We start from the raw sequence: 21455 nt of genomic DNA, 5'->3' as shown, positions 1-21455 counted from the left end.
CGTTAAATCGGATAATGCTTGGGCGTACTGCGTACGGTTATCCAGCGTAATTCGGTAAACTCATGGATCGATGCCTGCGAGCCGAAACGCCCGTAACCGCTTTCTTTTACGCCGCCGAACGGCATCGGCGCTTCGTCGTCAACCGTGGCCGAATTGATGTGGCAGATGCCGCTTTCGATTCTTTGCGCCAAAGCCATGGCACGGCCGATGTCGCGGCTGAATACGGCGGCGGATAAACCGAATACCGAATCATTGGCTTTGCTTACTGCTTCATCATCGCTTTTCACCCGCTCCAGCGTACATACCGGGCCGAAAGATTCTTCGGTATAAAGCTGCATGCCCGGGGCAATGCCGTCGAGCAGAATCGGGCTGATGGCGGTGCCGTTCACGCGGTATTCGGTGATGGCGCGCGCGCCTTTGTCTTCCGCATCGCGCACCATAGACAGAATGCGGTCGGCAGCGCGGCGGCTTTCCACATGGGCGATGTGCACCTGTTCGCGCGGGTCGCCGGTAACGAAGCCGTCGATTTTGGCTTTCAAGCGCTCAATCAGCGCATCGGCCGCTTTTTCGTGCACCAGCACCCGCTCGGTACTCATGCAAATCTGCCCCTGATTGAAAAACGCGCCAAACGCAATCGCGTTGGCCGCTTCGTCCAAATCCGCGTCTTCGCACACGATAACCGGCGCTTTGCCGCCCAATTCCAATACCACCGGCTTCAGGTGTTCGGCACATTGTTTGGCGATGATTTTGCCGACATGGGTGGAACCGGTAAAATTCACACGCTTCACCGCCGGATGGGCGATCAGCGCCGCTACCACTTCGGGGGCATCTTCGGCGCTGTGGGTAACCAGATTCACCACGCCTTCGCCCAAACCCGCTTCGTTTAAGGTTTTCACCAAGAGCTCATGCGTGGCCGGACAGATTTCCGAAGCCTTGAGCACCACCGTGTTGCCGCAAGCCAGCGGCATGGCCAGCGCACGGGTCGCCAAAATCACCGGCGCATTCCACGGCGCCATGCCGACCACCACGCCGCAAGGCACGCGCACGGCCATTGCTATGCGTCCGGGCACGTCGCTCGGAATCACGTTGCCTTGAATCTGTGTGACCATGCCGGCGGCGTCGCGCAGCATATTGGCCGCCAGATGCACGTTAAAGCCGTACCACGCGCCGCTCGATCCCATCTCTTCGATGCCGATATTGATGAATGCCTCTGCGCGCGAAGCCAGTAAGTCCGCCGCTTTGAGCAGGCGGTTGCGCTTTTCGCCCGGCGGCAGCGCCGACCAGACGGGAAAAGCTTTCGCCGCCGCTTCCACCGCCGCCACCGCATCGGCCGCCTTACCCGCGGCGGCCTGGCTGACCGCATGGCCGCTCAAAGGGCCGAAACGCTCGAATACCGTACCGTCGGCAGCCGGTCGCGACTGGCCGCCAATCAGCAATTGCACTTGGTTCATTTTTTCTCCTCTCGATTTTTTAGCGGGCAAAGCTCCGTTTTTCGGTTTTCAGACAGGCATAGTGGTCTGGCTGTTTGCAAAAGCATTCTGCTTAGCGTTTATAGGTTTGCAGGCCCGGTTTGATGCTTTTTTCATCCAGAAATTGGCGCATGCCTTCCGCGCGGCCGCCTTCCGGATCGCGGAACAATGCCTGATCAAGCTTGGCGTACAGATAATCTTCGTTTTGATCCCAAGTCAGCTCGCGGCAGCGTTTGAAGCCGTTTTTTGCATAGCGCAGCACCACCGGATTTTTCTCCAGCAGGGTCAGGCACAGTTTTTCCACTTCCGCGCGCAAATCCGCCAAGGGTACGCTCTTGTTGACCAAACCCATTTCTGCGGCCTGTTTGCCGTTGAAGGTTTCGCCGGTCATGATGTAGTACAGCGACTGGCGGTGGCCGACCGTATCGGCCATTGCTTTGCTCACCAGATTACCCGGCGGAATGCCCCAGTTGATTTCCGACAAGCCGAACACCGCTTCATCGGCCGCAATCGCCAGATCGCAGGCCACCAGCGGTGAGAAAGCGCCGCCGAAGCACCAGCCGTTGACCATGGCAATGGTGGGTTTGGCATAAAAGCGTAGCATCTGCCACTGCCATTTGCATGCCTCGCGCCGTGCTTTTTCTTGGGCGATTTCCGGCAGACCGTCGGTTTCGCGGAAGTATTCCTTCAAATCCATGCCGGCCGTCCACGCGCTGCCCTCGCCGGTAATCACCACCACGCCGACGTCGGCATCCTGCTCCAAGGTTTCCAATACGTCGGCCATTTCGCGGTTTAAGGTCGGGCTCATGGCGTTGCGCTTTTCGGGGCGGTTGAGGAAGACCCAGGCGATTTGCTTGCTTACTTCCACTTTTACGGTTTGCCAGCGGTTTTCATAGGACATGTTTTCTCTCCTTCGTGTCAATTCGGCGGTTGCTTTGGGAATTAGTATAATATCAACCAAATTGATATATCAAGCAGGTTTGCTGGTAATGAGAATAATCAGCTGATATTTTTATTTAAATATATGATTTTTTTATAAAAAATATAATGAAACGAGAAAGGCTGTTTGGTTTAGCCGAATAGGGTTACCGTTTGGCGGCTGATCAGGGTTAAGCGCCCGTTTTTGTCCCACATTCTCGCTTCGCTGTGGCCGTAGCCCTCTGCGGCGTAATCGGTGGCGACTTGGTATTGCCAAAAGTCTTCCATGCCGATGTTTTCGGGCTCGTGCAGCAACTCCAGCGTCCAAGTCAGGCTGCTCATGGGGCGATATGTTTGAGCAGGACGGAGGGTGAGGGCGGGAAGCCGTCGGCTAGGGCGATCAGATGCGCCAGGGTGAATGCGCCTTGCTGGTTTTGAAAGCGCGTATAGGCGCCGAACGAGGCGTTTGGGGCGCCGGAAAAGGCTTCTGCGCCTTGTGCCCAGCGTAGGTCCAGATAGTGCAGAAACGGCAGCGGCAAGCCGTTTAAATCTTTTTTGGTAAGCAAGGTGCCGGGCGGCGGCCATTTCGGCGGCGGCGGTAAATCCGTCTGCAAGGCTTGCGAAGGGCGGGCTGCGCCGAAACTGGCCAGCATAACGGCCGCCGTTTCGCCGTTCTGCAATAAATGCACTTCGCCTTGTACCACCGATTTGCCCCGCCGCAGAATCCGGGCGTCTAATTCTACGGGCGAAGCGGCATCGATCGGAGCGACGAAATTGACCGTCATGCTGCGCAAACGGTGCGCTTGCGCGAGAACGTGTTGCAGTTTGGCAAACATCAGCGCAGCGGTTACGCCGCCGAACAGCGAGCGGCCTTGGAACCATATGGCGCCTACGGTGATTTGCTTGCTGTGTTTGAGTGTGGCGAATGCCTGATTTAAATCCATTTTCCGCTCCTTTTATAAAGAAGATTGATATTGTTATCATGTTTTTCTGCAAAAGAAAAGGTTGCCGGAAGCTGCTGACAAAATCGTTCTCTTTGAGCTATAGCAGATTAACTTAACTTTCGCTACGGCGTTGCTGCACCTTGCCGTACTACTTGTACTGTCTGCGGCTTGCTGCCTTGTATCGAAAATTAATTAAATCTGCTATAAGGCACAGCGGAGCCTTCGCGAAAGTTAAGTTAATCCGCTATAGCGTCATACTCGGGTCAACCCCGAATATGACGGGTGTAAAAAAGCCGGCGGTGTTCTGCCAAAGCGGCTGCGTGTAGGCAAATGCCTGTCTGAAAGCCTTTCAAGCCGTTTTCAGACAGGCATGGATACGGAACGGGTAAGGGTTTAAAGGCGTGCGGTCTTTTTCTCCGCTGCATCCAGCAGCAGGAAAACCGCCAGCGCCAGTGTCATCAAGACAAAAGAGAGCACCATGGCCTGATCGCGGTTGTCGGCGCCGGGCAGACCGAGGTGATGGTAGATTAAGGTGGTGAGGGTTTGCCATTCGGGGCGGGAGAGAAACAGGGTGGCGGCGAATTCGCCGATGCAGGTGGCGGCGGCCAGTGTTAACCCGCGGCGCAGGGCGGGCAGCAGCAGCGGGGCGGTAACGTAGATGCCTGTCTGAAAACGGCCGGCGCCCATGCTGCGGGCGGCGGCGGTATAAGAGGCGGGCAGCGCATCCCAGGCGGCGAGCAGGTCTTTGGTGATGAAGGGGTAGGCGAGCAGTGCGTAAGTGGCGATTAACAGCGGCAAGGAAGCGCTCCATTCGGGGTAAAGCAGCAGCACGCCGAAGGCTACGCACACGGGCGACACCATAAACGGCAGAAAGGTGATGCCGCGCACCCAAGGCAGACGGCGCGCCAGCGCGGCGTGCAGAATGCCGAGCAAGGAGGCCGCCAGCATGGCGCCGCCGGTAAAGCGTAAGGTGTTCCATAAAGCCGCCAGCGTTTCCGGCGCCGCCAGTACCCGCCAAGAGGCGCCGGCCATGGCGGCTTGCGCGGCGATGGCGGCCAGCGGCAGGGCGCAGCACAGGGTTAACAGAAGCAGCGAACAGGAGAGCAGTAGGCGTTGCGGCAGGTTGCGGCAGGGTTGGGGAACGGCGGCTTGCACCGATGCGGCGCTGACGGTGCGGCGGCTGATGAGGGCGTAAGCGCCGCCGGCCAAGCCGGTGATCGCCAGTACCAGCCACACCAGTACAGCGGCTTGTTCGATGTTGAGTTCCACTGCGATGAGGCGGTAAATGGCGACTTCGACGGTGGCGTAGCGGTTGCCGCCCAGCAAAAGGGCGAGGCCGAAGCCGGAGAAGCAGTAGAGAAACACCAGAGAGGCGCCGCCGGCCAGCCAAGGGCGTAATGCCGGCCATTCGACGTGCCGCCACCGCTGCCAGCCGCCGGCGCCCAGCGTTTGCGCGGCTTGCAGCCGGTGAGCCGGTACTTGTTGCAGGCCTTGGTAGGCGGCGCGCACCATTACCGGTAAGTTGAAAAACACATTGCCGTAAAGTAATAAATACGGTGTGTCCTGCCAGCCGGGCAACAGCAGGCCGCGGGCACCGAACAGCGCCAGCACGCCCATGGCGGCCACCAGTGTGGGCATTACGAAGGGCAGCATCAGCAGCCGCAAGATCAGGCGGCGGCCGCGAAACTCGATGCGTGCCAGTGTCCAGGCAATCGGCAGCGACAGCAGAAAGGTGAGTAGGCAGCTGATCAGCGCTTGGGTAAGCGTCCAGACAATGCGTTCGCGGATGTAGGGATCGGCCAAGGTTTCGCGCCATTGCGCACTGCCGCCGTAGTCGGCCAGCGCCCACAGGGGAGCGGCCACCATCACGCCGAGAAAGGCGAGCGGAATCAAGGCCAGCAGCAGGGTGGAGAGAAGGCGCATGGTGTGATGAATGCAAATAAAGGGAAGACAATGGCAGTATAGCAAAGAAACCGGGAATGCCTGTCTGAAAGCAAAACAAGCGGCTGTTTCGGCCGAATCGGCAAAAAGATAGATGAAATGCCTGTCTGAAACATTTTCAGACAGGCATTTCAGCGGTTCAAACCGCTCGGATCAATAATAGCCCAGCATTTTCCACCAAACCGCGCCGACGATCACGAATACCGCCAGATTGACCACGCTCATGATAAAACCGGCTTTCCACCATTCGGCCAGCGTGGTGTAACCCGAGCCGAAAATCACCGGCGAGGTGCCTGTGGCGTAATGGGTCAGCGTCATCATGATGCTGGAGGCGGCGGCCATCAGAAGGGCAAACAGCATCGGCGGCGCGCCCAGTGCCAGGCCGGCGGCGTAGAAGGCGCCGAACATGGCGGTGATGTGGGCGGTGGTGCTGGCAAACATATAGTGGGCATACATGTAGGCCAGCAACAATAAGGCCGAAGCGCCCATCCAGCCTATGCCCAAGTGTTCGATGCTGTTGCTGAGCATGGCGGAGAACCAAGTAATCAGACCCAGTTTGTTGAGAAAAGTGGCCATCATCACCAAGGCGGCGAACCAAGTAATGGTGTCCCAAGCGCTTTTTTCTTTCAGGATGTCGTCCCAAGTGAGCACGCCGGAGAGCAGCAGCAGGCTCAAGCCGATAAAGGCGGTGGTGGTGGCGTCAACCGCATAGGCTTTGCCAAACAGCATCGCCGGTACGCCCGCCCACAAAATCAGCAATATGGCGAAAATCGCCAGCATGATTTTTTCGCCGCGGCTCATCGGGCCTTGCTCGGCCAGTTTTTGTTTGGCAAATTCGGCGGCGTTCGGCGTTTGTTTGATTTCGGGCGGATAAAAGAAATACAGCACCAGCGGCATCAGCGCAATCGCCGCCAAGCCCGGCAATAACATCGCCAGCGCCCAAGTGCTCCAGCTTAAGTGGATATTGGTGTTGGTGGTTTTGGCCACGATGTCGACCACCAGCGGGTTGGGTGCGGTAGCGGTGATGAACATCGCCGAAGTAATCGGGTTGCTGTGGTAGTTGACCAGCGCCAGATATTTGCCCATGCGGCCTTGCGTGCCTTTTTCCGGGTCGGAATCGTAGCTTGAGGCAATCGCTTTCATCACCGGGTGGATGATGCCGCCGCCGCGCGCGGTGTTGCTCGGCGTAACCGGCGCCAGCAGCAGCTCGGATAAGGCCAGGCTGTAGCCGATGCCCAGCGTTTTCTTGCCGAACACCGAAATAAACAGATAACCGATGCGCGCGCCCAAGCCGGTTTTCAAAATACCGCGCGAAATCATGATGGCCACACCGATCAACCAAATCAGCGGGCTGGAGAAACTGCTCAAGGCGTCTTTCATCGCATCGGCCGGTTTGTCGGAGGTTACGCCGGTAATCGCCACCAGCATAATCGCGATAATCGAGATGGCGCCGATCGGCATTGCTTTGCCGATAATCGCGGCAATCACGCCGACAAACATCGCCAACAAATGCCAAGCTTGCGGGGTAACGCCCTCGGGCACCGGAATCACGAACCAAATCAACAGCGCCAAACCGAGGGCAATGGCGGCAGGCAAGGGCTTGAAACCTAATTTTTCTTCCATTTTTGAATACTCCGACGAGGTGGGTAAACAGCGGCTGTTCATGCGCAAATAATGGCCACAACTTTACCACGCATTCGCATACCGTATTCTGATATGGCACAAATAGGAAGATTGCCGACATTAAATTGCGGGGCGTAGCAAGAATTTGGTTGGGTTGGCAAGACGGGGCGGTTTTTGCTATGCCTGTCTGAAAAAATCTTCAGGCGTAAAGAGCTTAAATGTGCGATACCGTTCAGTAATAAAAAATACTCGGGGCGGCCCGAGTATTTTTTAGTATGAAACGCTTACAAATCAGGATGACCGTTTTGCTTAATGTTCCGAGCGCTTGAAGTCGCGCGGCCTAAAGCCCAAGGCCGCCAGCGAGCCGAAATACAGCACCACGCCCAGCGCAATCAGCCCGCTCAGTTGCAATACGCGCTGCCAGCCGTTGACTTGCGCCCATTGCAGTTGCAGATAATCCTGTACCAGCCACAATCCGCCGCCCATGATCACGAGCGCGGCGGCCAGTTTCAGCAGAAACGCACGCCAGCCCTTGCCCGGGCGGTATAAGCCTTTTTTGCGCAGCAGGATATAGAGCAAACCGGCGTTGAGGCAGGCGCCCAGCCCGATGGAAAGTGCCAGGCCGGCATGTTTGAACGGGCCGATAAAAGCCAGGTTCATCAGTTGGGTGGCCACCAGCGAGAAAATGGCGATTCGCACCGGCGTACGGATATCCTGGCTGGCGTAAAAACCGGGCGCCAGCACTTTCACCACAATCATGCCCAGCAGGCCGATGGAATAGGCAATCAGCGCGGTTTGCGTCATCTGCGCGTCAAACAGCGTAAATTGGCGGTACATAAACAGCGTGGCAATCAGCGGGAAAGACAATACCGCCAGCGCCACCGCCGCCGGCAGCGCCAGCAGCATGCAAAGGCGCAGGCCCCAATCGAGCAGGTTGGAAAATTCGGCAGTGTTTTTGCTGGCCACGTGTTTGGACAAAGTGGGCAGCAAAATGGTGCCCAGTGCCACGCCCAATACGCCGGTGGGCAACTCCATCAGGCGGTCGGCGTAATACATCCAAGATACGCTGCCCGATTGCAGGAACGAAGCGAAAATGGTGTTGATCACCAGCGAAATCTGCGCCACGCTCACGCCCAGCAGCGCCGGCGCCATCTGTTTCATCACGCGGTTAACCGCCGGATCATGAAAGCTTAACTTGGGCATTTTCAGAAAGCCCAATTTAAAGAGCCAAGGCAGTTGAAACACCAGTTGCAGCAAACCGCCGACAAACACCGCCCACGCCAGCGCCATCACCGGCGGATCGAAATAAGGCGCCAGCCACAGCGCAAACACGATAAACGAAATGTTCAGCAGCGTGGGGGTAAACGCCGGAATGCTGAATTTATGATAGGTGTTGAGTATCGAGCCGACGAAAGACGAGAGCGAAATCAGCAGGATATAAGGCCAAACCACCTTTAACAATTCAACGGAGAGCGCGAATTTGTCGGGATGTTTGAGAAAGCCCGCCGCCGATGCGGTGATGATCCACGGTGCCGCCAAAATACCGATGGCGGTGATGAGGGTGAGGGCGAAAGTGAGCATACCGGCTACATGCTGTACGAAAGCTTGGGTGGCTTCCGGCGAGCGGGTTTGCTTGTATTCCGCCAAAATCGGCACGAAGGCTTGCGAGAACGCCCCTTCGGCAAAAATCCGCCGCAACAGGTTGGGCAGCTTGAAGGCCACAAAAAACGCATCCGTCGCCATACCGGCACCGAAAGCGCGCGCAATAATAGCATCGCGGATAAAACCCAGTATCCGCGACACCATGGTGAGACTGCCGACTCTTGCCAGCGCACCGAGTAGATTCATAGTGTATTTCTTAAAATGATTTTATTTTTTCAGACAGGCATTATTTTTCAGACAGGCATCGGCCCGGTTTCGCCGTGGTTTAAAACGTAAAGCCCGTTTCCCGCTCTTCGTCGCCGACCAAGCTCAGCAGCAGCGCATAAAGCGGTGCCAACTCATGGTAGCGGCGCGAAGTGCGGCGCAGATAATTGAGGAAGCGCGGAATTTCCGGGCGGTATTTGTCTTTGCCGTCGCGGTGGTAGAGGCGGGCGAAAATACCGGCCACTTTCAAATGGCGTTGTACGCCCATCCATTCGAAGTTGCGGTAAAACTCATCGAAAGCATCGGGCACCGGCAAACCGGAGGCGCGCGCTTTTTCCCAATAGCGGATTACCAAATCCAGCACGAATTCTTCTTCCCACTCGATAAACGCATCGCGCAGCAGCGACACCAAATCATAGGAAACCGGGCCGTAGAGTGCATCCTGAAAATCCAATACGCCGGGGCGGCCGTTGGTCAGCATCAGATTGCGTACGATAAAATCGCGGTGTACATACACTTGCGGCTGCGCCAGCAAGGGCGGCAGCAGCGTATCGGCCGTTTGCCGCCACAAAGCATTTTGCGCCTCATTAAACGGCGTGCCCAATTCCTTGGCGGCAAACCATTCGGGAAAAAGGTTAATCTCGCGCAGCATCACTTCGTGATCATAGGGCGGCAATTGGCCGGGTCGGCTGGCGGTTTGCAAAACCACCAACTCGTCTATCGCTTCAAGGAGCAGGGTTTTATGCACTTCTTCGCGAGTGTCGAACTGCATGGCGGTTAGGAAAGTGGTGTTGCCCAAATCGGAGAGTGCCATAAAGCCGTCTGCTTCGTTTACCGCCAGAACTTGCGGCACGTTTACCATGTCAAACAGTTTTTGTACCTTCAGATAGGGCGCCACGCTCATTTTGTCCGGCGGCGCATCCATGCAGATTACGCTATGCCCGTCTGAAAAAGTCGCGCGGAAATAACGGCGGAAATCCGCATCGGCCGCCGCAAAGCTCAATTCGAAAGTCGCATCGGGATAAACGCTGTGCAACCAGCTTTTTAATTCGTTTTGTCGTTGCATGATTGGGTTTTCGGGTTAAAATAAACGCTATTTTAACTGGCAAAACCGATTTAAGGTGATATTTTGGCACGTTTGTTTAGATTAAAACCCGTGGTATGGGGGCTGGGCATCGCGTTCGGCGCACAAGCGGCATATGCCGATGACCTGTCGCTGGGCAGCACCTGCCTAAATTGCAATCCGGCCGAACTTTCGGCTGCGGCAGCCTCCGCGCCTACAGTGGAAACCAGCGGCGAAGCGGCGCTGCCGACCGACTACACCCGGATTACCGCCGATGAAGTCGGCGGACAGAGCAAAGTGAGCGTACGCGCCGAAGGAAATGTCATCATTGAGCGCAATAGTCAGGTGCTCAACGCACAGTGGGTGGATTACAACCAGCAAACCGAAACCGTTACCGCCGGCGATTCGTTCGTGCTGTATGACAACGGCAGCGTGGTAACCGGCGGCAAATTGGAATACAAACTGTCCGACAGCACCGGTAGCGGCGAAAACCTGCGGCTGGAAACCGAACACGAAGGCCGCCGCTTGCAGGCGGTGAGCGCGCAAGGCCAATTACAGGGTAAAAACCGTTACCACCTACAAGACACCAAATTCAACACCTGCCAGCGCGGTGACGCCAGTTGGTATATCCAGGCAGACAGCATCGAGGCGGATTATGAGCAAGGTGTAGGCGTGGCGAAAAATGCCAAGCTGGTGTTCGGCGGCGTACCGGTGCTCTACACGCCGTGGGCCGATTTCCCGCTCAACGGCAACCGCAAAAGCGGTTTGTTGGTGCCCACCGTCGGCCTCGGTTCAGACGGCCTCGAGCTGGATTTGCCCTATTATTTGAACCTCGCGCCCAATTACGACGCCACCATCACCCCCGGCGTTATCGGCAGCCGCGGTGCGCGTATCGGTGGACAATTCCGCTACCTGCAACCGAAATACGCCGGCCAGGTTGAAGGTACCTGGATGCCCGACGACCGCAAAAGCGAACACAACAACCGCTACCAGTTCAAGTTAAACCATAACCAGCAATTCACTTCGAAGCTCAGCGGCGGCATCGACTATAACCGCGTTTCCGACAACGACTACTACCGCGACTTCTACGGTCAAGACGACATCGCAGCCAACGTCAACCTCAACCGCCAAGTTTGGCTCAATTACAACGACACCCTGTGGGGCGGCGCACTCAACGGCCACTTCACCGTACAGAAATACCAAACACTGGCCAATATTTACGGCTATAAAGACGAACCCTATGCCATCTTGCCGCGCCTGCAAGGCACCTGGAACAAAAACATCGGCAACGCACAGGTAGATTTGTTCGGCCAGTTCACCCGTTTTGACCACGATAGCAAACAATCGGGTAACCGTGCGGTGTTCTATCCCAGCGTACGCTGGAATCTGCACAACGAATGGGGTTTTATCAGCCCCAAACTCGGTGTGCATTATACCTTCTACGATTTGGATGATTTTGAAAACAATCCGGGCCGCAGCGTCAGCCGCACCCTGCCGATTTTCAACATCGATGCTGGCATGACCTTCGAGCGGCAAACCCGTCTGTTCGGCCATGATTTTGTCCAAACACTGGAACCGCGCCTGTTTTATAACTACATTCCCACCAAGTCGCAAAACGATTTGCCCAATTTCGACTCTTCGGAAAACAGCTTCAGCTACGAGCAATTGTTCCGCGAGAACCTTTATTCGGGTAACGACCGCATCAATTCGGCCAACAGCCTCACCGCCGCTTTGCAAACCCGTTATCTCGATGATAAAACCGGTGCCGAGCGCCTGCGTGCCGGTATCGGCCAGAAATACTATTTCACCACCGATAATGTATTGCTCGACGGCAGCGTCAGCCGTTACCAACGCAACCGTTCCGACTGGATAGCCTTCGGGCAAGGCCAGATCAGCGAATCGGTCAGTGCACATGCGATCGTGCACTACAATCAAAACCTCCGTCGCTGGGAAAACTTGGATACCGGTCTGTTGTACAACCCCGAGCCGGGCAAGGCCTTGAGCGTTCGCTATAAATATGGCCGCAACGAGCCGATTTATCTGCAAGACGACGGTAACTATTATTACGACAAACTCAAGCAGATTGATATCGGCGCACAATGGCCGATTACCCGCCAGCTATCCGCCGTCGCCCGTTTCAATTACGACTTGGACGTAAAAAAGCCGCTGGAACAATTAGTCGGCTTGGAATACCGCAGCGGCTGCGGCTGCTGGAGCGCCAGCGTGGTCGGCCAGCGTTATGTCAACAGCCTGAATTCGTACAAAAACGGCGTGTTCTTTAATCTGCAATTGAAAGATTTGAGCAATATCGGCAACAATCCATCTGAAAAACTGCGTCTGGTCGTTCCAGGCTACAGCCCAACCCATGAGGTAATGAAAAAATGAATTCCATCAAAAAATTGATGCTGACAGCCGCCGCTTTGGCAGCTTTCAGCCACGTTTCCGCTGCCGAAGTCAAAGCGGTTGACAGCATAGCCGCCGTAGCCGACAACGAGATTATCACCCAGCGCCAGCTCAATGCTGCCGTGGCCCGGGTAGCCTCGGAAAAACCGAAAGGCATGACCGAATCCGATTTCCGCCGCCAAGTGCTCAACCAGATGATTAACCAATCATTGGTGGCGCAAGCCGGTAAACGCCGCAATATTCAGGCCAGCGATGCCGAAATCGATCAGGTTGTCGCACAAACCGCCGCCGCACGTAAAATGACGCCCGAGCAGTTTTACGCCGCTTCCGCCAAAAACGGGCTAAGTCGAGAAGCCACACGCAGCAGCGTAGCCGACAGCATCATCACCCGCAAAGTGCAGGAGCAAGTGATGATGGAAAACGCCCGCGTGAGCGATCAGGAAGTGGATGCCGCCATTGCGAAAGCGCAGGCGGCGGGGCAAGCGTTGCCGGAAGGTTCGCCGGTTTTGCAATACCGCGCACAGCATATCCTGATTCGCGAAGATGCTACCAACCCGCGCGCTACCCAAACCGAAGTGCGTAAAATCTGGGAACAGGCGCGCAGCGGCCAGAGTTTCGACCAATTGGCCCGCCAATATTCTGCCGACAACGGCAGCGCAGCCAACGGCGGCGATTTGGGATGGTTCAGCGACGGCCAGATGGTGCCCGATTTTGAAAACGCCGTGCACCAGCTCAAACCCGGCCAAGTCAGCGCACCGGTACGCAGCCAGTTCGGTTGGCACATCATTAAGCTGAACGAAATACGCGAAACCGGCACACCGCAAGAGAGAACGCGCAATGCCGTGCGCAGCCAATTGGCCGAGCAAAAATCCAATCAGGCCATTACCAATCTGTTGAAACAATTGCATCAAGGTGCTTATATCGACATCCGCTAAACCATGTCCATATAAACAACCATGCCTGTCTGAAAGCAAAATTTTCAGACAGGCATTTGTTTTACGCTAACCGTTATGTTAAGCACGTTCACGATCGCCGGGCTAAGTTCGGAAAAATTACATGAAGTTAACCGTATTAGCTTTAACAGCCGCAAATCATTACAACAAATCAAGCCGCTTTAACCTAGGAAATACCGCTGTTTACACAACATTTGGTTAATATAGCCTCCGTATTCGAACGATAACGGCCGAGGCTTTGGCAAAGGCGCTTAAATACAAAATACAACTATGCATAGAGAGCTCCCCCGCTTTTGCAGCACTCTTAATGCATTTCTAATGATAAAAACCAATGACCACAAAAGGATAAAACACATGAAAAAACTGATTGCCCTGACCGCTCTGGCTGCCACAGTAGGCCTGACTGCTTGCGCTTCCGACCGCCATGACAAAGACGGCCGGGACGGCGACCACCGCCAAGGTTCGGGAAAGAAAATGCACGGCGAACACAAACAAGGCCGCGACGGTTTGCCTTACGGTTTCGAGCGCCTAAATTTGAGCGATGCGCAGAAACAGCAAATCCAAACCATTTTAAACAATAACCGCCCGGCGCAAGCCGATCAAAACCAAGATGTGCGCCGCGCCGAGTTTGAACAACAGCGCGCCGCCGAGCAGGCGCTGATCAGCAGCCGAACCTTCGACGAAAATGCTGCCCGACAACTGATCGCCGGCCAGCAACAACGTCATGCCGATATGATGTTGCAACAAATGCGCGTGCGTCATCAGATTTTCCAAGTGCTCACACCCGAGCAGCAAAAACAATGGCAAGACATGAAGCAGGCGCGTGCCGAACAGCGCGGCGCTAAAGGCGAACGCGGCGAGCGTCGCGGCGGCGAACCACGCCCGGCTATGCCGGCCGCCGGCCAAGCTTCGCAGTAACCGAATCGGCCGATTATTTTTAGCAAATGCCTGTCTGAAAATATTTTCAGACAGGCATTTTGTTGATATGCGGGGCGGAACCATTTGTTTAACCTAATTTAAATCACTATAGCAAAATAAGCTGCTGCTATAATCGCCCACCTGATTGACCGTTCCATGCCTGTCTGAAACCATGTTGGATATCCTGCTGCAACACACCGATTTTGTGGTGATTAACAAACCCGCCGGATTATCGGTACACCGCGATCAGGCCGAACGCGGCCTCACCGAAACGCTGGCCCATCAGCTCGGCCTGCCGCAGGTTTGGCTGGTGCACCGGCTCGACAAACCCACCAGCGGCGTGTTGCTGCTGGCGCTCAATGCCCAAGCGGCATCCGAGCTGGCGCAGGCGTTTGCCAACCGCGAAGCGGCCAAAACTTATCTTGCGCTTAGCGATCGCAAACCCGCGAAAAAACAAGGCTGGATAAAAGGCGATATGGTACGCAGCCGCCAATCGGCCTGGAAGTTGACCCGCAGCATGGAAAATCCTGCACAAACCCGTTTTACCAGTCAAAGCGCCGGTACCGGTCGACGTTTGTTTGTGTTGCAGCCGCTTACCGGCAAAACCCACCAGTTGCGCGTCGCGATGAAAAGCATCGGCAGCCCGATAATCGGCGACACCCTCTACGGCGGTACACCGGCCGAGCGCCTGTATTTGCACGCTTGGCGTTTGGCTTTTCCTTTTCGCGGCGAAGTCTATAGCGTCGAAGCGCCGCCGGGTGATGCTTGGCCGTTGCCGGCGGATGGATAGTCGATCGATTTGCTGAAAACTCAAGGTGCCCGGGCATAGCGGGTTGTGTTACTCAGTAAGCCGAATACACCGCCTGAGGGCGGATTTCGTTTCAGACAGGCCTAGAGCTTATTGACTGAGACCTTTGCAAAAAACTTTTTAATCCTGAATTTATTGATATCTCGTCATACTCGGGCTTGACCCGAGTATCTGCTTTTTCTTTCAAAACAAAAAGATGATCGGGTCAAGCCCGAGCATGACGCAAGTGTTTTCAGTTATCGAAAAGAATTTTGCAAAGGCCCCTGACTGTTTGTAAACAGGGTTTTGTCAAACGGCTAATCCGTGTATCCTTAACGGATTTTCACGAAACGGAACCACAATATGCAAACGCTTATCCGGTTGAGCCAATTTGTCGGCAAGACCTTTGCGCTCTGGGCGGCCCTGCTGGCCGTACTGGGCTATCTGATGCCCGAAACCTTCAAAATGCTGCTGCCGCTGGTGCCTTGGCTGCTGGGCATCGTGATGTTCGGTATGGGGCTGACGCTGGCGCCGGCCGATTTCAAAATCCTCGGCCAGCATCCCAAAGCCGTGGTGGTGGGCGTGCTGGCGCAGTTTCTGGTTATGCCGTTTACCGCTTATGTTCTGGCGCTAGTTTTTAAGCTGCCGCCGGAGATTGCGGTGGGCGTGATATTGGTCGGTTCCTGCCCGGGCGGCACCGCTTCCAATGTGATTACCTATCTTGCGCGCGGCAACGTCGCGCTCTCGGTAGCAGTAACCTCCATTTCCACTTTGCTGGCGCCCGTCTTAACACCCGCCATTTTCTATCTGCTGGCTCATCAATGGCTGGATATTTCCGCCGGTAAAATGTTTATTTCGATTTTGCAGATGGTGTTGCTGCCCATTGTATTGGGTGTTGCCGCGCACATGTTTTTCAAAAAACAAACCGAAGCGGCGACCGGCATGCTGCCGTTGGTGTCCGTGGTATCGATTATCCTGATTATCGGCGCGGTGGTGGCGGGCAGTAAGCCCAAGCTGGCGGATAGCGGCCTGCTGATTTTTGCCGTGGTGATTTTGCACAACGGCATCGGCTACCTGTTGGGCTTTCTGGCGGCCAAATTCAGTAAGCTGCCTTATGATGCGCAAAAAACGCTGGCCATCGAAGTGGGTATGCAGAATTCAGGTCTCGGCGCCGCCCTTGCCGCCGCTTATTTCGGCCCGCTGGCCGCCGTACCCAGCGCCATTTTCAGCGTGTGGCACAATATCTCCGGCTCGCTGTTGGCTTCCTATTGGGCGGCCAAGGCGCAAAGGCAGTCAGCACCCGAATAAACGGATTTGCAAAAAAAAACAAATGCCTGTCTGAAAACGTTTTTATGTTTTCAGACAGGCATTTGGGTTTTTACAGCCAGCAGTTTTCCGTTGCCGGCCGTTAGCTGCGTTCGCTCTCTTCCAGAAACGAGAGCGGATGTTGCAGCTTGCGCAACTCTTCCACTTCGTCCAACAGCCGCATAATCAGTCCCAGCGCGGGCACGCTGGCTTCAAAATCGTGGCCGATGCGGTAGGCTTTGCGTACGCGTGCCATTTGGAAGCCGCTGAACTGCGCCTGCTCGGGCGAACCTTCGACAATAATCACTTCTTCTTCAATCAAGTCCAGCAGCCATTGGCGATCGGCGGAGCAGGTGGCCAGCAATTCTTCAAAACTCACATTAATATCAATATCTTGTTTCATGTCGTATTGTCCTTGTTCTGTATGGCGGATGGAGTTTAGCGTTCCGCATAGTGCGCGGCCAACGCTTCCCAGGCGGCGCGGTCGGCTTCGCTTTCTGCTTTGGGCACCGCAATGCGCAGGTTCAGATACAAATCACCCGGCTCGCGGGCGGGAATGCCTTTGCCTTTCAGGCGGATGCTTTTGCCGTGCTGGCTGTTGGCCGGCAGGTTGACCTGCAAACGGCCGCCGGCGGTCGGCACAATAATCTTGCCGCCCAATACCGCCTGCCAGGGCATCACGTCCAGCGTTTGATAAACGTCTTTTTTGTTTTGCACATAGAGTTCAGGGCGCTCGTGGAAACGGATTTTCAGATACAAATCACCGTTGGCACCGCCGTTGTAGCCCGCCAAGCCTTGCCCGGCCAGGCGGATTTGCTGGCCTTCGGCAATGCCTTGCGGAATTTTCACGTTCAGCGTTTTTTCTTGGTAGGAAACGCGGCCGTATTCGTCTACGCCGGGTACATTCAGGGTGAGCGTACGCTCGGCGCCGGTATAGGCCGCATAAATATCGATGCTCAGTTCCGCATGCTGGTCTTCGCCTTTGACCGGGCCGCTGCCCTGCGTGCGACGGGAGCCGCTGTGTTGCTGGCGGCCGAAGGCGGAAAACAAGTCTTCAAAATTGAAATCGCCTTGTCCGAACGGCTCACCGTCACCGAAGTCACCGCCGCTGCGGAATTCATAACGGCTGTAACCGTCGTTGCCAAAACCGCTGCGGCCGAAGCCACCGAAATCCTGTGCTCCGCCTTGGGTTTGACGGCCAAACGGATTGGCTAGCATTTCGTCGTATTCGGCACGTTTTTCAGCGTCCTTCAGCGTTTCGTAGGCCAGATTGATTTCGGCGGTTTTGTTAACTGCATCCGGGTCTTTGCTGACATCCGGATGGTATTTGCGCACCAGTTTGCGATACGCTTTTTTAATGGTGCCTTGGTCGGCATCCGGGGCAACGCCCAGTACCTCGTAATAATTTTTGTCTGCCATGGTTGTCCTCAATGTCATTTTATCGATGGGCGGCACTTGCTCAATGCTGTATGAAGCCGGTTAAAATCAGTCTGTTCGCCAGCGTTAAGTAGAAAGGTGGAGCAAGACGGGAAAGGGAGATACGTAGAAGCTTCTTATTGGTGATTTTATGGGGTGCCGGCGGTTAGCTTAACGGAATGGATATAGAGCCTTTGCACGGATTTTGCAATAGCCGGAACGTAAAAAATATGAATAATCACAGACGATAAAAAACAGGCCGGATTTTATTTCCGGCCTGTTTTTGAAACTGGTGGAGGTAAGCGGGATCGAACCGCTGACCTCTTGCATGCCATGCAAGCGCTCTACCAACTGAGCTATACCCCCAATTTGGTGGCGAATCAGGGACTCGAACCCCGGACACAAGGATTATGATTCCTCTGCTCTAACCGACTGAGCTAATTCGCCATGTGTTGAAGCGCGTACTATACTGTCGGCGACTGCGTTTGTCAAACGCAATTGCTGATCTATTTGTTTGGTATTTGATTTTTATCGGGATATTTCATAATGGTAAGAGGATGGTTTGTGACGGATGCCTGTCTGAAAAAATTCAGACAGGCATTTGTTCGGATGAGGTTTACAGTTTGTGGCAGATATCGCCGTAGGCAAACCCTTGCCAATCCACCTCTACGCCGCGTCCGAATGCAATCACTTTAAATAATTCGCCCATTTCGTGCTGGCCGATTAATTTGTGCAAAGCCGCCGCCTCACGCAGATAAGCGGTGCTGTCGCTGGCGCCGCAGGCTTCCAGCAAATCGGTGATACCTAAGTTCAGCAGAAAATTCGCCTGAGTAGCGTAGCCGATGAGATCAAGGCCGCCGTCGGTACCGGCTTGGGCAATATCGGTGAAGTTGACGTGGGCGGTCAGGTCGGTGAGCCCGGGGTAGAAAAACGGATCATGCACGGTATGGTGGCGGTAGTGGCCGATAAGGGTGCCTTGGTTGCGTTGCGGATGGTAATACTGGGCGGCATCAAAGCCGTAGTCAATCAGAATGATGGCCCCGCGCACCAATTTTCCCGCCAAGGTACGGACAAAAGCGTGTTGCGCCGGATGCAACTCGCTGGTGTAGCCGGACAGGGGCGGCAGATAAGCGGCAGCGGTGGCCAATAAAGCCGTATCGGCCAGCGGGCGGTAAGCCCATTCGAAATACCTGTCTGAAACGTTCAACGATACGCCGGCCTGCTCGAAGCCGTTTTCACCGTAACGCACGACTTCGCAAGGCATGGCGTCGAGCACTTCGTTGCCGATGATGATGCCGTCGAAGGTATCAGGCAGCTCGGTTAGGTGTATCACTTTGTCGGCCCATTCGGGAATGCTTTGCCGTATCCGTTGGCGCTGGCGCTCGGCCAGCTCGGGTGAAACTTCGATAATGCAGTAGTGTTGCAAACCGCCGTTAACCAATTGCGGCAGCAGGGTTGCGGCCAGCTCGCCGGTGCCTGCGCCGAATTCATAAACCGTTCCGGCTGTTTGAGGAAGTAAATCATTGATTTGTTTGGCGAGAGATCGGCCAAACAGGGGGCTTAGAGCCGGTGCGGTAATGAAGTCGCCAGCGGCGCCGATTTTGTGGGATCCGCCGGTGTAATAACCGTAAACCGGTGCGTACAGCGCCAATTCCATAAAGCGCGAAAAAGGAACCCATCCACCATATTTGTCAATTTCGTTGCGTATTAAATTTTGCAGAAAAAGGCTGGCGGATTGGGCATCTGCTGGCGGATTGGGAAGTACGGGATTCATGTGTTATAAAATGTAAAAATTTATTGATTTAATTATATTATAGCCTGTCCGACTGCTTTGCGGGCAGGCTTGTTTTTGTTTGGACTACCTCTGCTTTTTTTCTGTATGTTCTGATGAACATTGGATTTTCTGGTTTGTATGTGGTGTTTCTCTATATTTTTTGTGCCGTTTTTTCTGGTTAAGTGCTTGTCTGTACGGTTGTTTTTTACGATTGGCGCGTTTGACCGGGTCGGCAAAATTTTTTATAGTGTGAACATGTGGGGCAAAGTGTGTCAAAGTGCATAGATTTCCCAAAAAAGATTAATCAGGCAGAAAAACCATCAAGGAGCGGATATTTTGTTTGGCGGCGTTCACGAACTCAGCATAGACGGCAAAGGGCGATTGGCTATACCGGCCAAGTTTCGCGAGCTGCTGCTGCGCCGCTATACGCCTGCGATTGTGGTAACGCTGGATTCGCGCAGCCGTCTGCTGATGTATCCCGAAAGCGTTTGGGAAAAAGTAGCTGAGCAGCTGCTGGCATTGCCTGTTGCCGGCAAGCCGGTGTTGCAGCGTTATCAGAACCTGCTGCTGCACAATGCGGATACGTTGGAATTGGATGGTGCGGGCAGGGTGCTGCTGCCGGCCAATCTGCGTAAACGGGTGGATTTCGATAAGGAAGTGACATTGGTCGGTCGCGCCAACCGGCTGGAGCTTTGGGGCCGTGAACATTGGGAAGCTGAAATGGATCAGGCCTTGGATATGGATCCGGAAGATTTGGAAATGGAATTGGCGCAAACGGATTTGCAGTTATGAGTGGGGAAGGCTACCAGCATATTACGGTGCTGCTTCATGAAGCAGTGGATGCTCTCGGGATACGCGAAAACGGAATTTATGTAGACGGTACTTTCGGTAGGGGAGGGCACTCCCGACTGATTTTATCTAAGCTCGGTAGGGAAGGGCGCTTGGTGGTGTTCGATAAAGACCCGCAGGCTATTGCAGTTGCCGAACGGTTGGCTCAGCAGGATGCGCGGGTGAGTGTGGTGCACGACGGGTTTTCCGCTTTTAATCGGGCTTTGGATGACTTGGGCATCGGCAAAATAGACGGTGCATTGTTTGACTTGGGTATTTCTTCGCCGCAAATAGATGAAGGAACGCGCGGTTTCAGTTTCCGCTTTGATGCACCTTTGGATATGCGGATGGATCCTACGCGCGGTATATCGGCGGCAGAGTGGTTGGCAGTGGCCGATGAAAAAGAATTGAATGAGGTAATCAAAAATTATGGTGAAGAGCGGTTTAGTCGCCAGATTGCGCGCGCCATTGTGTCGCAACGCGAAACGGAGCCCATTGATACAACCGGCAAGCTGGCGAAGCTCGTGGCTCAAGCCGTCCGTACTCGTGAGCGCGGTCAAGACCCGGCGACCCGGACGTTCCAGGCCGTTCGGATCTTCATCAACCGTGAGCTTGAAGAAATAAAGGCCGTATTGCCGCAAGTAGTAGGGCGTTTGAATGAAAATGGCAGGTTGGCGGTAATCGCTTTTCATTCACTGGAAGACCGTATCGTTAAACAGTTTATCCGACGGTATTCGCAGGCGGAACCGCTACCAAAATGGGCGGCGGTAAGAGAAGCAGACAGGCCTGTGCCACCGCTGCAACAGGAGGGTAAGGCGCAAAAAGCATCGGCAGAAGAGGTGTCAGCTAATCCCCGTGCCCGATCCGCAGTGTTGCGGGTTGCCAGCAGGACGGCAGGCAGCTTTGAGATAGCAGAAAAAGATGAATAAAGGTCATTAGAGTAAAGCACTCTGGTTGTAAAATACCTGCCCGAAAAATTATGAATAAATTAAACGTTGTGTTGCTGTTATTGTCCCTTGCTTCGGGTTTGGCTGTGGTTACGGTGCAGAATCAGTCGCGGCAATACTATATTGCTTTGGACAAGGCGGAAAAAATCAAAATCTCGTTGGATCAGGACTATGCCCGTTTGAAGTTGGAACAGGCGCGCTTGGCCAACCACAAGCTGATTAAAGCAGCGGCGGAGGCGCAGAAACTGCGCGCGCCTTCGGCAGAAAATACGCAGATTATCGAAGTGAAGTAATTGAGAA

19 protein-coding genes and 2 tRNA genes are annotated in these 21455 nt (G+C 54.8%); 8 read left to right on the top strand and 13 right to left on the bottom strand.

Features of this window, described 5'->3' with window-relative positions; all coding sequences use genetic code 11:
- Nucleotides 1-2: 2 nt before the first annotated feature.
- The 8 genes from Q4C79_RS05500 to amgK form a co-directional block, all read right to left on the bottom strand.
- Nucleotides 3-1451 (bottom strand): aldehyde dehydrogenase, encoded by a 1449-nt coding sequence (locus Q4C79_RS05500; RefSeq protein WP_303090017.1) that lies wholly within the window; start codon nt 1449-1451, stop codon nt 3-5.
- 91 nt (nt 1452-1542) lie between these two features.
- Entirely contained in the window at nt 1543-2370 is an 828-nt protein-coding gene (locus tag Q4C79_RS05495) for a p-hydroxycinnamoyl CoA hydratase/lyase (RefSeq protein ID WP_303090016.1), read from the bottom strand.
- Between the two features lie 170 nt (nt 2371-2540).
- Nucleotides 2541-2807, bottom strand: a complete 267-nt coding sequence (locus tag Q4C79_RS13200; RefSeq protein ID WP_368492213.1) for a hypothetical protein — start codon at nt 2805-2807, stop codon at nt 2541-2543.
- A complete protein-coding gene (locus tag Q4C79_RS13195) occupies nt 2726-3331 on the bottom strand; it encodes a thioesterase family protein (protein ID WP_368492211.1) in 606 nt (201 codons plus the stop codon). Before Q4C79_RS13195 ends, Q4C79_RS13200 begins: the two co-directional genes overlap by 82 nt.
- Before the next feature lie 393 nt (nt 3332-3724).
- Nucleotides 3725-5254, bottom strand: a complete 1530-nt coding sequence (locus tag Q4C79_RS05480) for an iron ABC transporter permease (RefSeq protein ID WP_303090014.1) — start codon at nt 5252-5254, stop codon at nt 3725-3727.
- 171 nt (nt 5255-5425) lie between these two features.
- Nucleotides 5426-6895 carry a DASS family sodium-coupled anion symporter gene (locus tag Q4C79_RS05475; RefSeq protein ID WP_303090013.1) on the bottom strand — a complete coding sequence of 490 codons (1470 nt, stop codon included), beginning with the start codon at nt 6893-6895 and terminating at the stop codon, nt 5426-5428.
- Nucleotides 6896-7204: 309 nt separating this feature from the next.
- Nucleotides 7205-8743 carry a murein biosynthesis integral membrane protein MurJ gene (murJ, locus tag Q4C79_RS05470; RefSeq protein ID WP_303090012.1) on the bottom strand — a complete coding sequence of 513 codons (1539 nt, stop codon included), beginning with the start codon at nt 8741-8743 and terminating at the stop codon, nt 7205-7207.
- 79 nt (nt 8744-8822) lie between these two features.
- A complete protein-coding gene (amgK, locus tag Q4C79_RS05465) occupies nt 8823-9827 on the bottom strand; it encodes an N-acetylmuramate/N-acetylglucosamine kinase AmgK (RefSeq protein WP_303090011.1) in 1005 nt (334 codons plus the stop codon).
- 63 nt (nt 9828-9890) lie between these two features.
- On the opposite strand from amgK, the gene Q4C79_RS05460 reads away from it, so the two are divergent.
- The 5 genes from Q4C79_RS05460 (at nt 9891) to Q4C79_RS05440 (ending at nt 16193) form a co-directional block, all read left to right on the top strand.
- On the top strand, nt 9891-12209 hold the full coding sequence (locus Q4C79_RS05460) for an LPS-assembly protein LptD (protein WP_303090010.1): 2319 nt from the start codon (nt 9891-9893) through the stop codon (nt 12207-12209).
- Complete coding sequence (locus tag Q4C79_RS05455; protein WP_303090009.1) at nt 12206-13162, top strand: peptidylprolyl isomerase; 957 nt, start codon at nt 12206-12208, stop codon at nt 13160-13162. Before Q4C79_RS05460 ends, Q4C79_RS05455 begins: the two co-directional genes overlap by 4 nt.
- Before the next feature lie 372 nt (nt 13163-13534).
- Nucleotides 13535-14098: a Spy/CpxP family protein refolding chaperone gene (locus tag Q4C79_RS05450; RefSeq protein WP_303090008.1), complete on the top strand. Its 564-nt coding sequence runs from the start codon at nt 13535-13537 to the stop codon at nt 14096-14098.
- Nucleotides 14099-14270: 172 nt separating this feature from the next.
- Complete coding sequence (locus Q4C79_RS05445) at nt 14271-14888, top strand: TIGR01621 family pseudouridine synthase (RefSeq protein WP_303090025.1); 618 nt, start codon at nt 14271-14273, stop codon at nt 14886-14888.
- Between the two features lie 360 nt (nt 14889-15248).
- On the top strand, nt 15249-16193 hold the full coding sequence (locus Q4C79_RS05440; RefSeq protein ID WP_303090007.1) for a bile acid:sodium symporter family protein: 945 nt from the start codon (nt 15249-15251) through the stop codon (nt 16191-16193).
- 100 nt (nt 16194-16293) lie between these two features.
- Here the strand turns inward: Q4C79_RS05440 and Q4C79_RS05435 are convergent, their stop codons facing one another.
- From Q4C79_RS05435 to Q4C79_RS05415, 5 genes are all read right to left on the bottom strand, one after another.
- Nucleotides 16294-16593, bottom strand: coding sequence for a chaperone modulator CbpM (locus Q4C79_RS05435; RefSeq protein ID WP_303090006.1), 300 nt, complete (start codon nt 16591-16593; stop codon nt 16294-16296).
- Between the two features lie 35 nt (nt 16594-16628).
- Complete coding sequence (locus Q4C79_RS05430) at nt 16629-17609, bottom strand: DnaJ C-terminal domain-containing protein (protein ID WP_303090005.1); 981 nt, start codon at nt 17607-17609, stop codon at nt 16629-16631.
- Between the two features lie 287 nt (nt 17610-17896).
- A tRNA-Ala gene (locus Q4C79_RS05425) sits at nt 17897-17972 on the bottom strand.
- A gap of 4 nt (nt 17973-17976) precedes the next feature.
- A tRNA-Met gene (locus Q4C79_RS05420) sits at nt 17977-18053 on the bottom strand.
- A gap of 169 nt (nt 18054-18222) precedes the next feature.
- Nucleotides 18223-19380 (bottom strand): class I SAM-dependent methyltransferase, encoded by a 1158-nt coding sequence (locus Q4C79_RS05415; protein ID WP_303090004.1) that lies wholly within the window; start codon nt 19378-19380, stop codon nt 18223-18225.
- Nucleotides 19381-19716: 336 nt separating this feature from the next.
- Between Q4C79_RS05415 and mraZ the strand changes: the two genes are divergently transcribed.
- The 3 genes from mraZ to ftsL are packed head-to-tail and all read left to right on the top strand — an operon-like array spanning nt 19717 to nt 21448.
- Nucleotides 19717-20172 carry a division/cell wall cluster transcriptional repressor MraZ gene (gene mraZ, locus Q4C79_RS05410; RefSeq protein WP_303090003.1) on the top strand — a complete coding sequence of 152 codons (456 nt, stop codon included), beginning with the start codon at nt 19717-19719 and terminating at the stop codon, nt 20170-20172.
- Nucleotides 20169-21137 (top strand): 16S rRNA (cytosine(1402)-N(4))-methyltransferase RsmH, encoded by a 969-nt coding sequence (gene rsmH / locus Q4C79_RS05405; RefSeq protein WP_303090002.1) that lies wholly within the window; start codon nt 20169-20171, stop codon nt 21135-21137. Before mraZ ends, rsmH begins: the two co-directional genes overlap by 4 nt.
- A gap of 50 nt (nt 21138-21187) precedes the next feature.
- Complete coding sequence (gene ftsL / locus Q4C79_RS05400; protein WP_303090001.1) at nt 21188-21448, top strand: cell division protein FtsL; 261 nt, start codon at nt 21188-21190, stop codon at nt 21446-21448.
- Nucleotides 21449-21455 lie beyond the last annotated feature (7 nt).

The organism is Neisseria sp. (genome assembly GCF_030523955.1).
Classification (GTDB): Bacteria; Pseudomonadota; Gammaproteobacteria; order Burkholderiales; family Neisseriaceae; genus Neisseria.
Note: the sequence above shows the minus strand (reverse complement) of the source record. Positions and strands in the feature narration are given on the sequence as shown.

Bases quoted from the DNA above. Each gene is read 5' to 3' on its own strand.
- Q4C79_RS05500 (WP_303090017.1), bottom strand. From the start codon at position 1,451: ATGAACCAAGTGCAATTGCTGATTGGCGGCCAGTCGCGACCGGCTGCC.
- Q4C79_RS05495 (WP_303090016.1), bottom strand. From the start codon at position 2,370: ATGTCCTATGAAAACCGCTGGCAAACCGTAAAAGTGGAAGTAAGCAAG.
- Q4C79_RS13195 (WP_368492211.1), bottom strand. From the start codon at position 3,331: ATGGATTTAAATCAGGCATTCGCCACACTCAAACACAGCAAGCAAATC.
- Q4C79_RS05480 (WP_303090014.1), bottom strand. From the start codon at position 5,254: ATGCGCCTTCTCTCCACCCTGCTGCTGGCCTTGATTCCGCTCGCCTTT.
- Q4C79_RS05475 (WP_303090013.1), bottom strand. From the start codon at position 6,895: ATGGAAGAAAAATTAGGTTTCAAGCCCTTGCCTGCCGCCATTGCCCTC.
- murJ (WP_303090012.1), bottom strand. From the start codon at position 8,743: ATGAATCTACTCGGTGCGCTGGCAAGAGTCGGCAGTCTCACCATGGTG.
- amgK (WP_303090011.1), bottom strand. From the start codon at position 9,827: ATGCAACGACAAAACGAATTAAAAAGCTGGTTGCACAGCGTTTATCCC.
- Q4C79_RS05455 (WP_303090009.1), top strand. From the start codon at position 12,206: ATGAATTCCATCAAAAAATTGATGCTGACAGCCGCCGCTTTGGCAGCT.
- Q4C79_RS05450 (WP_303090008.1), top strand. From the start codon at position 13,535: ATGAAAAAACTGATTGCCCTGACCGCTCTGGCTGCCACAGTAGGCCTG.
- Q4C79_RS05445 (WP_303090025.1), top strand. From the start codon at position 14,271: ATGTTGGATATCCTGCTGCAACACACCGATTTTGTGGTGATTAACAAA.
- Q4C79_RS05440 (WP_303090007.1), top strand. From the start codon at position 15,249: ATGCAAACGCTTATCCGGTTGAGCCAATTTGTCGGCAAGACCTTTGCG.
- Q4C79_RS05435 (WP_303090006.1), bottom strand. From the start codon at position 16,593: ATGAAACAAGATATTGATATTAATGTGAGTTTTGAAGAATTGCTGGCC.
- Q4C79_RS05430 (WP_303090005.1), bottom strand. From the start codon at position 17,609: ATGGCAGACAAAAATTATTACGAGGTACTGGGCGTTGCCCCGGATGCC.
- Q4C79_RS05415 (WP_303090004.1), bottom strand. From the start codon at position 19,380: ATGAATCCCGTACTTCCCAATCCGCCAGCAGATGCCCAATCCGCCAGC.
- rsmH (WP_303090002.1), top strand. From the start codon at position 20,169: ATGAGTGGGGAAGGCTACCAGCATATTACGGTGCTGCTTCATGAAGCA.
- ftsL (WP_303090001.1), top strand. From the start codon at position 21,188: ATGAATAAATTAAACGTTGTGTTGCTGTTATTGTCCCTTGCTTCGGGT.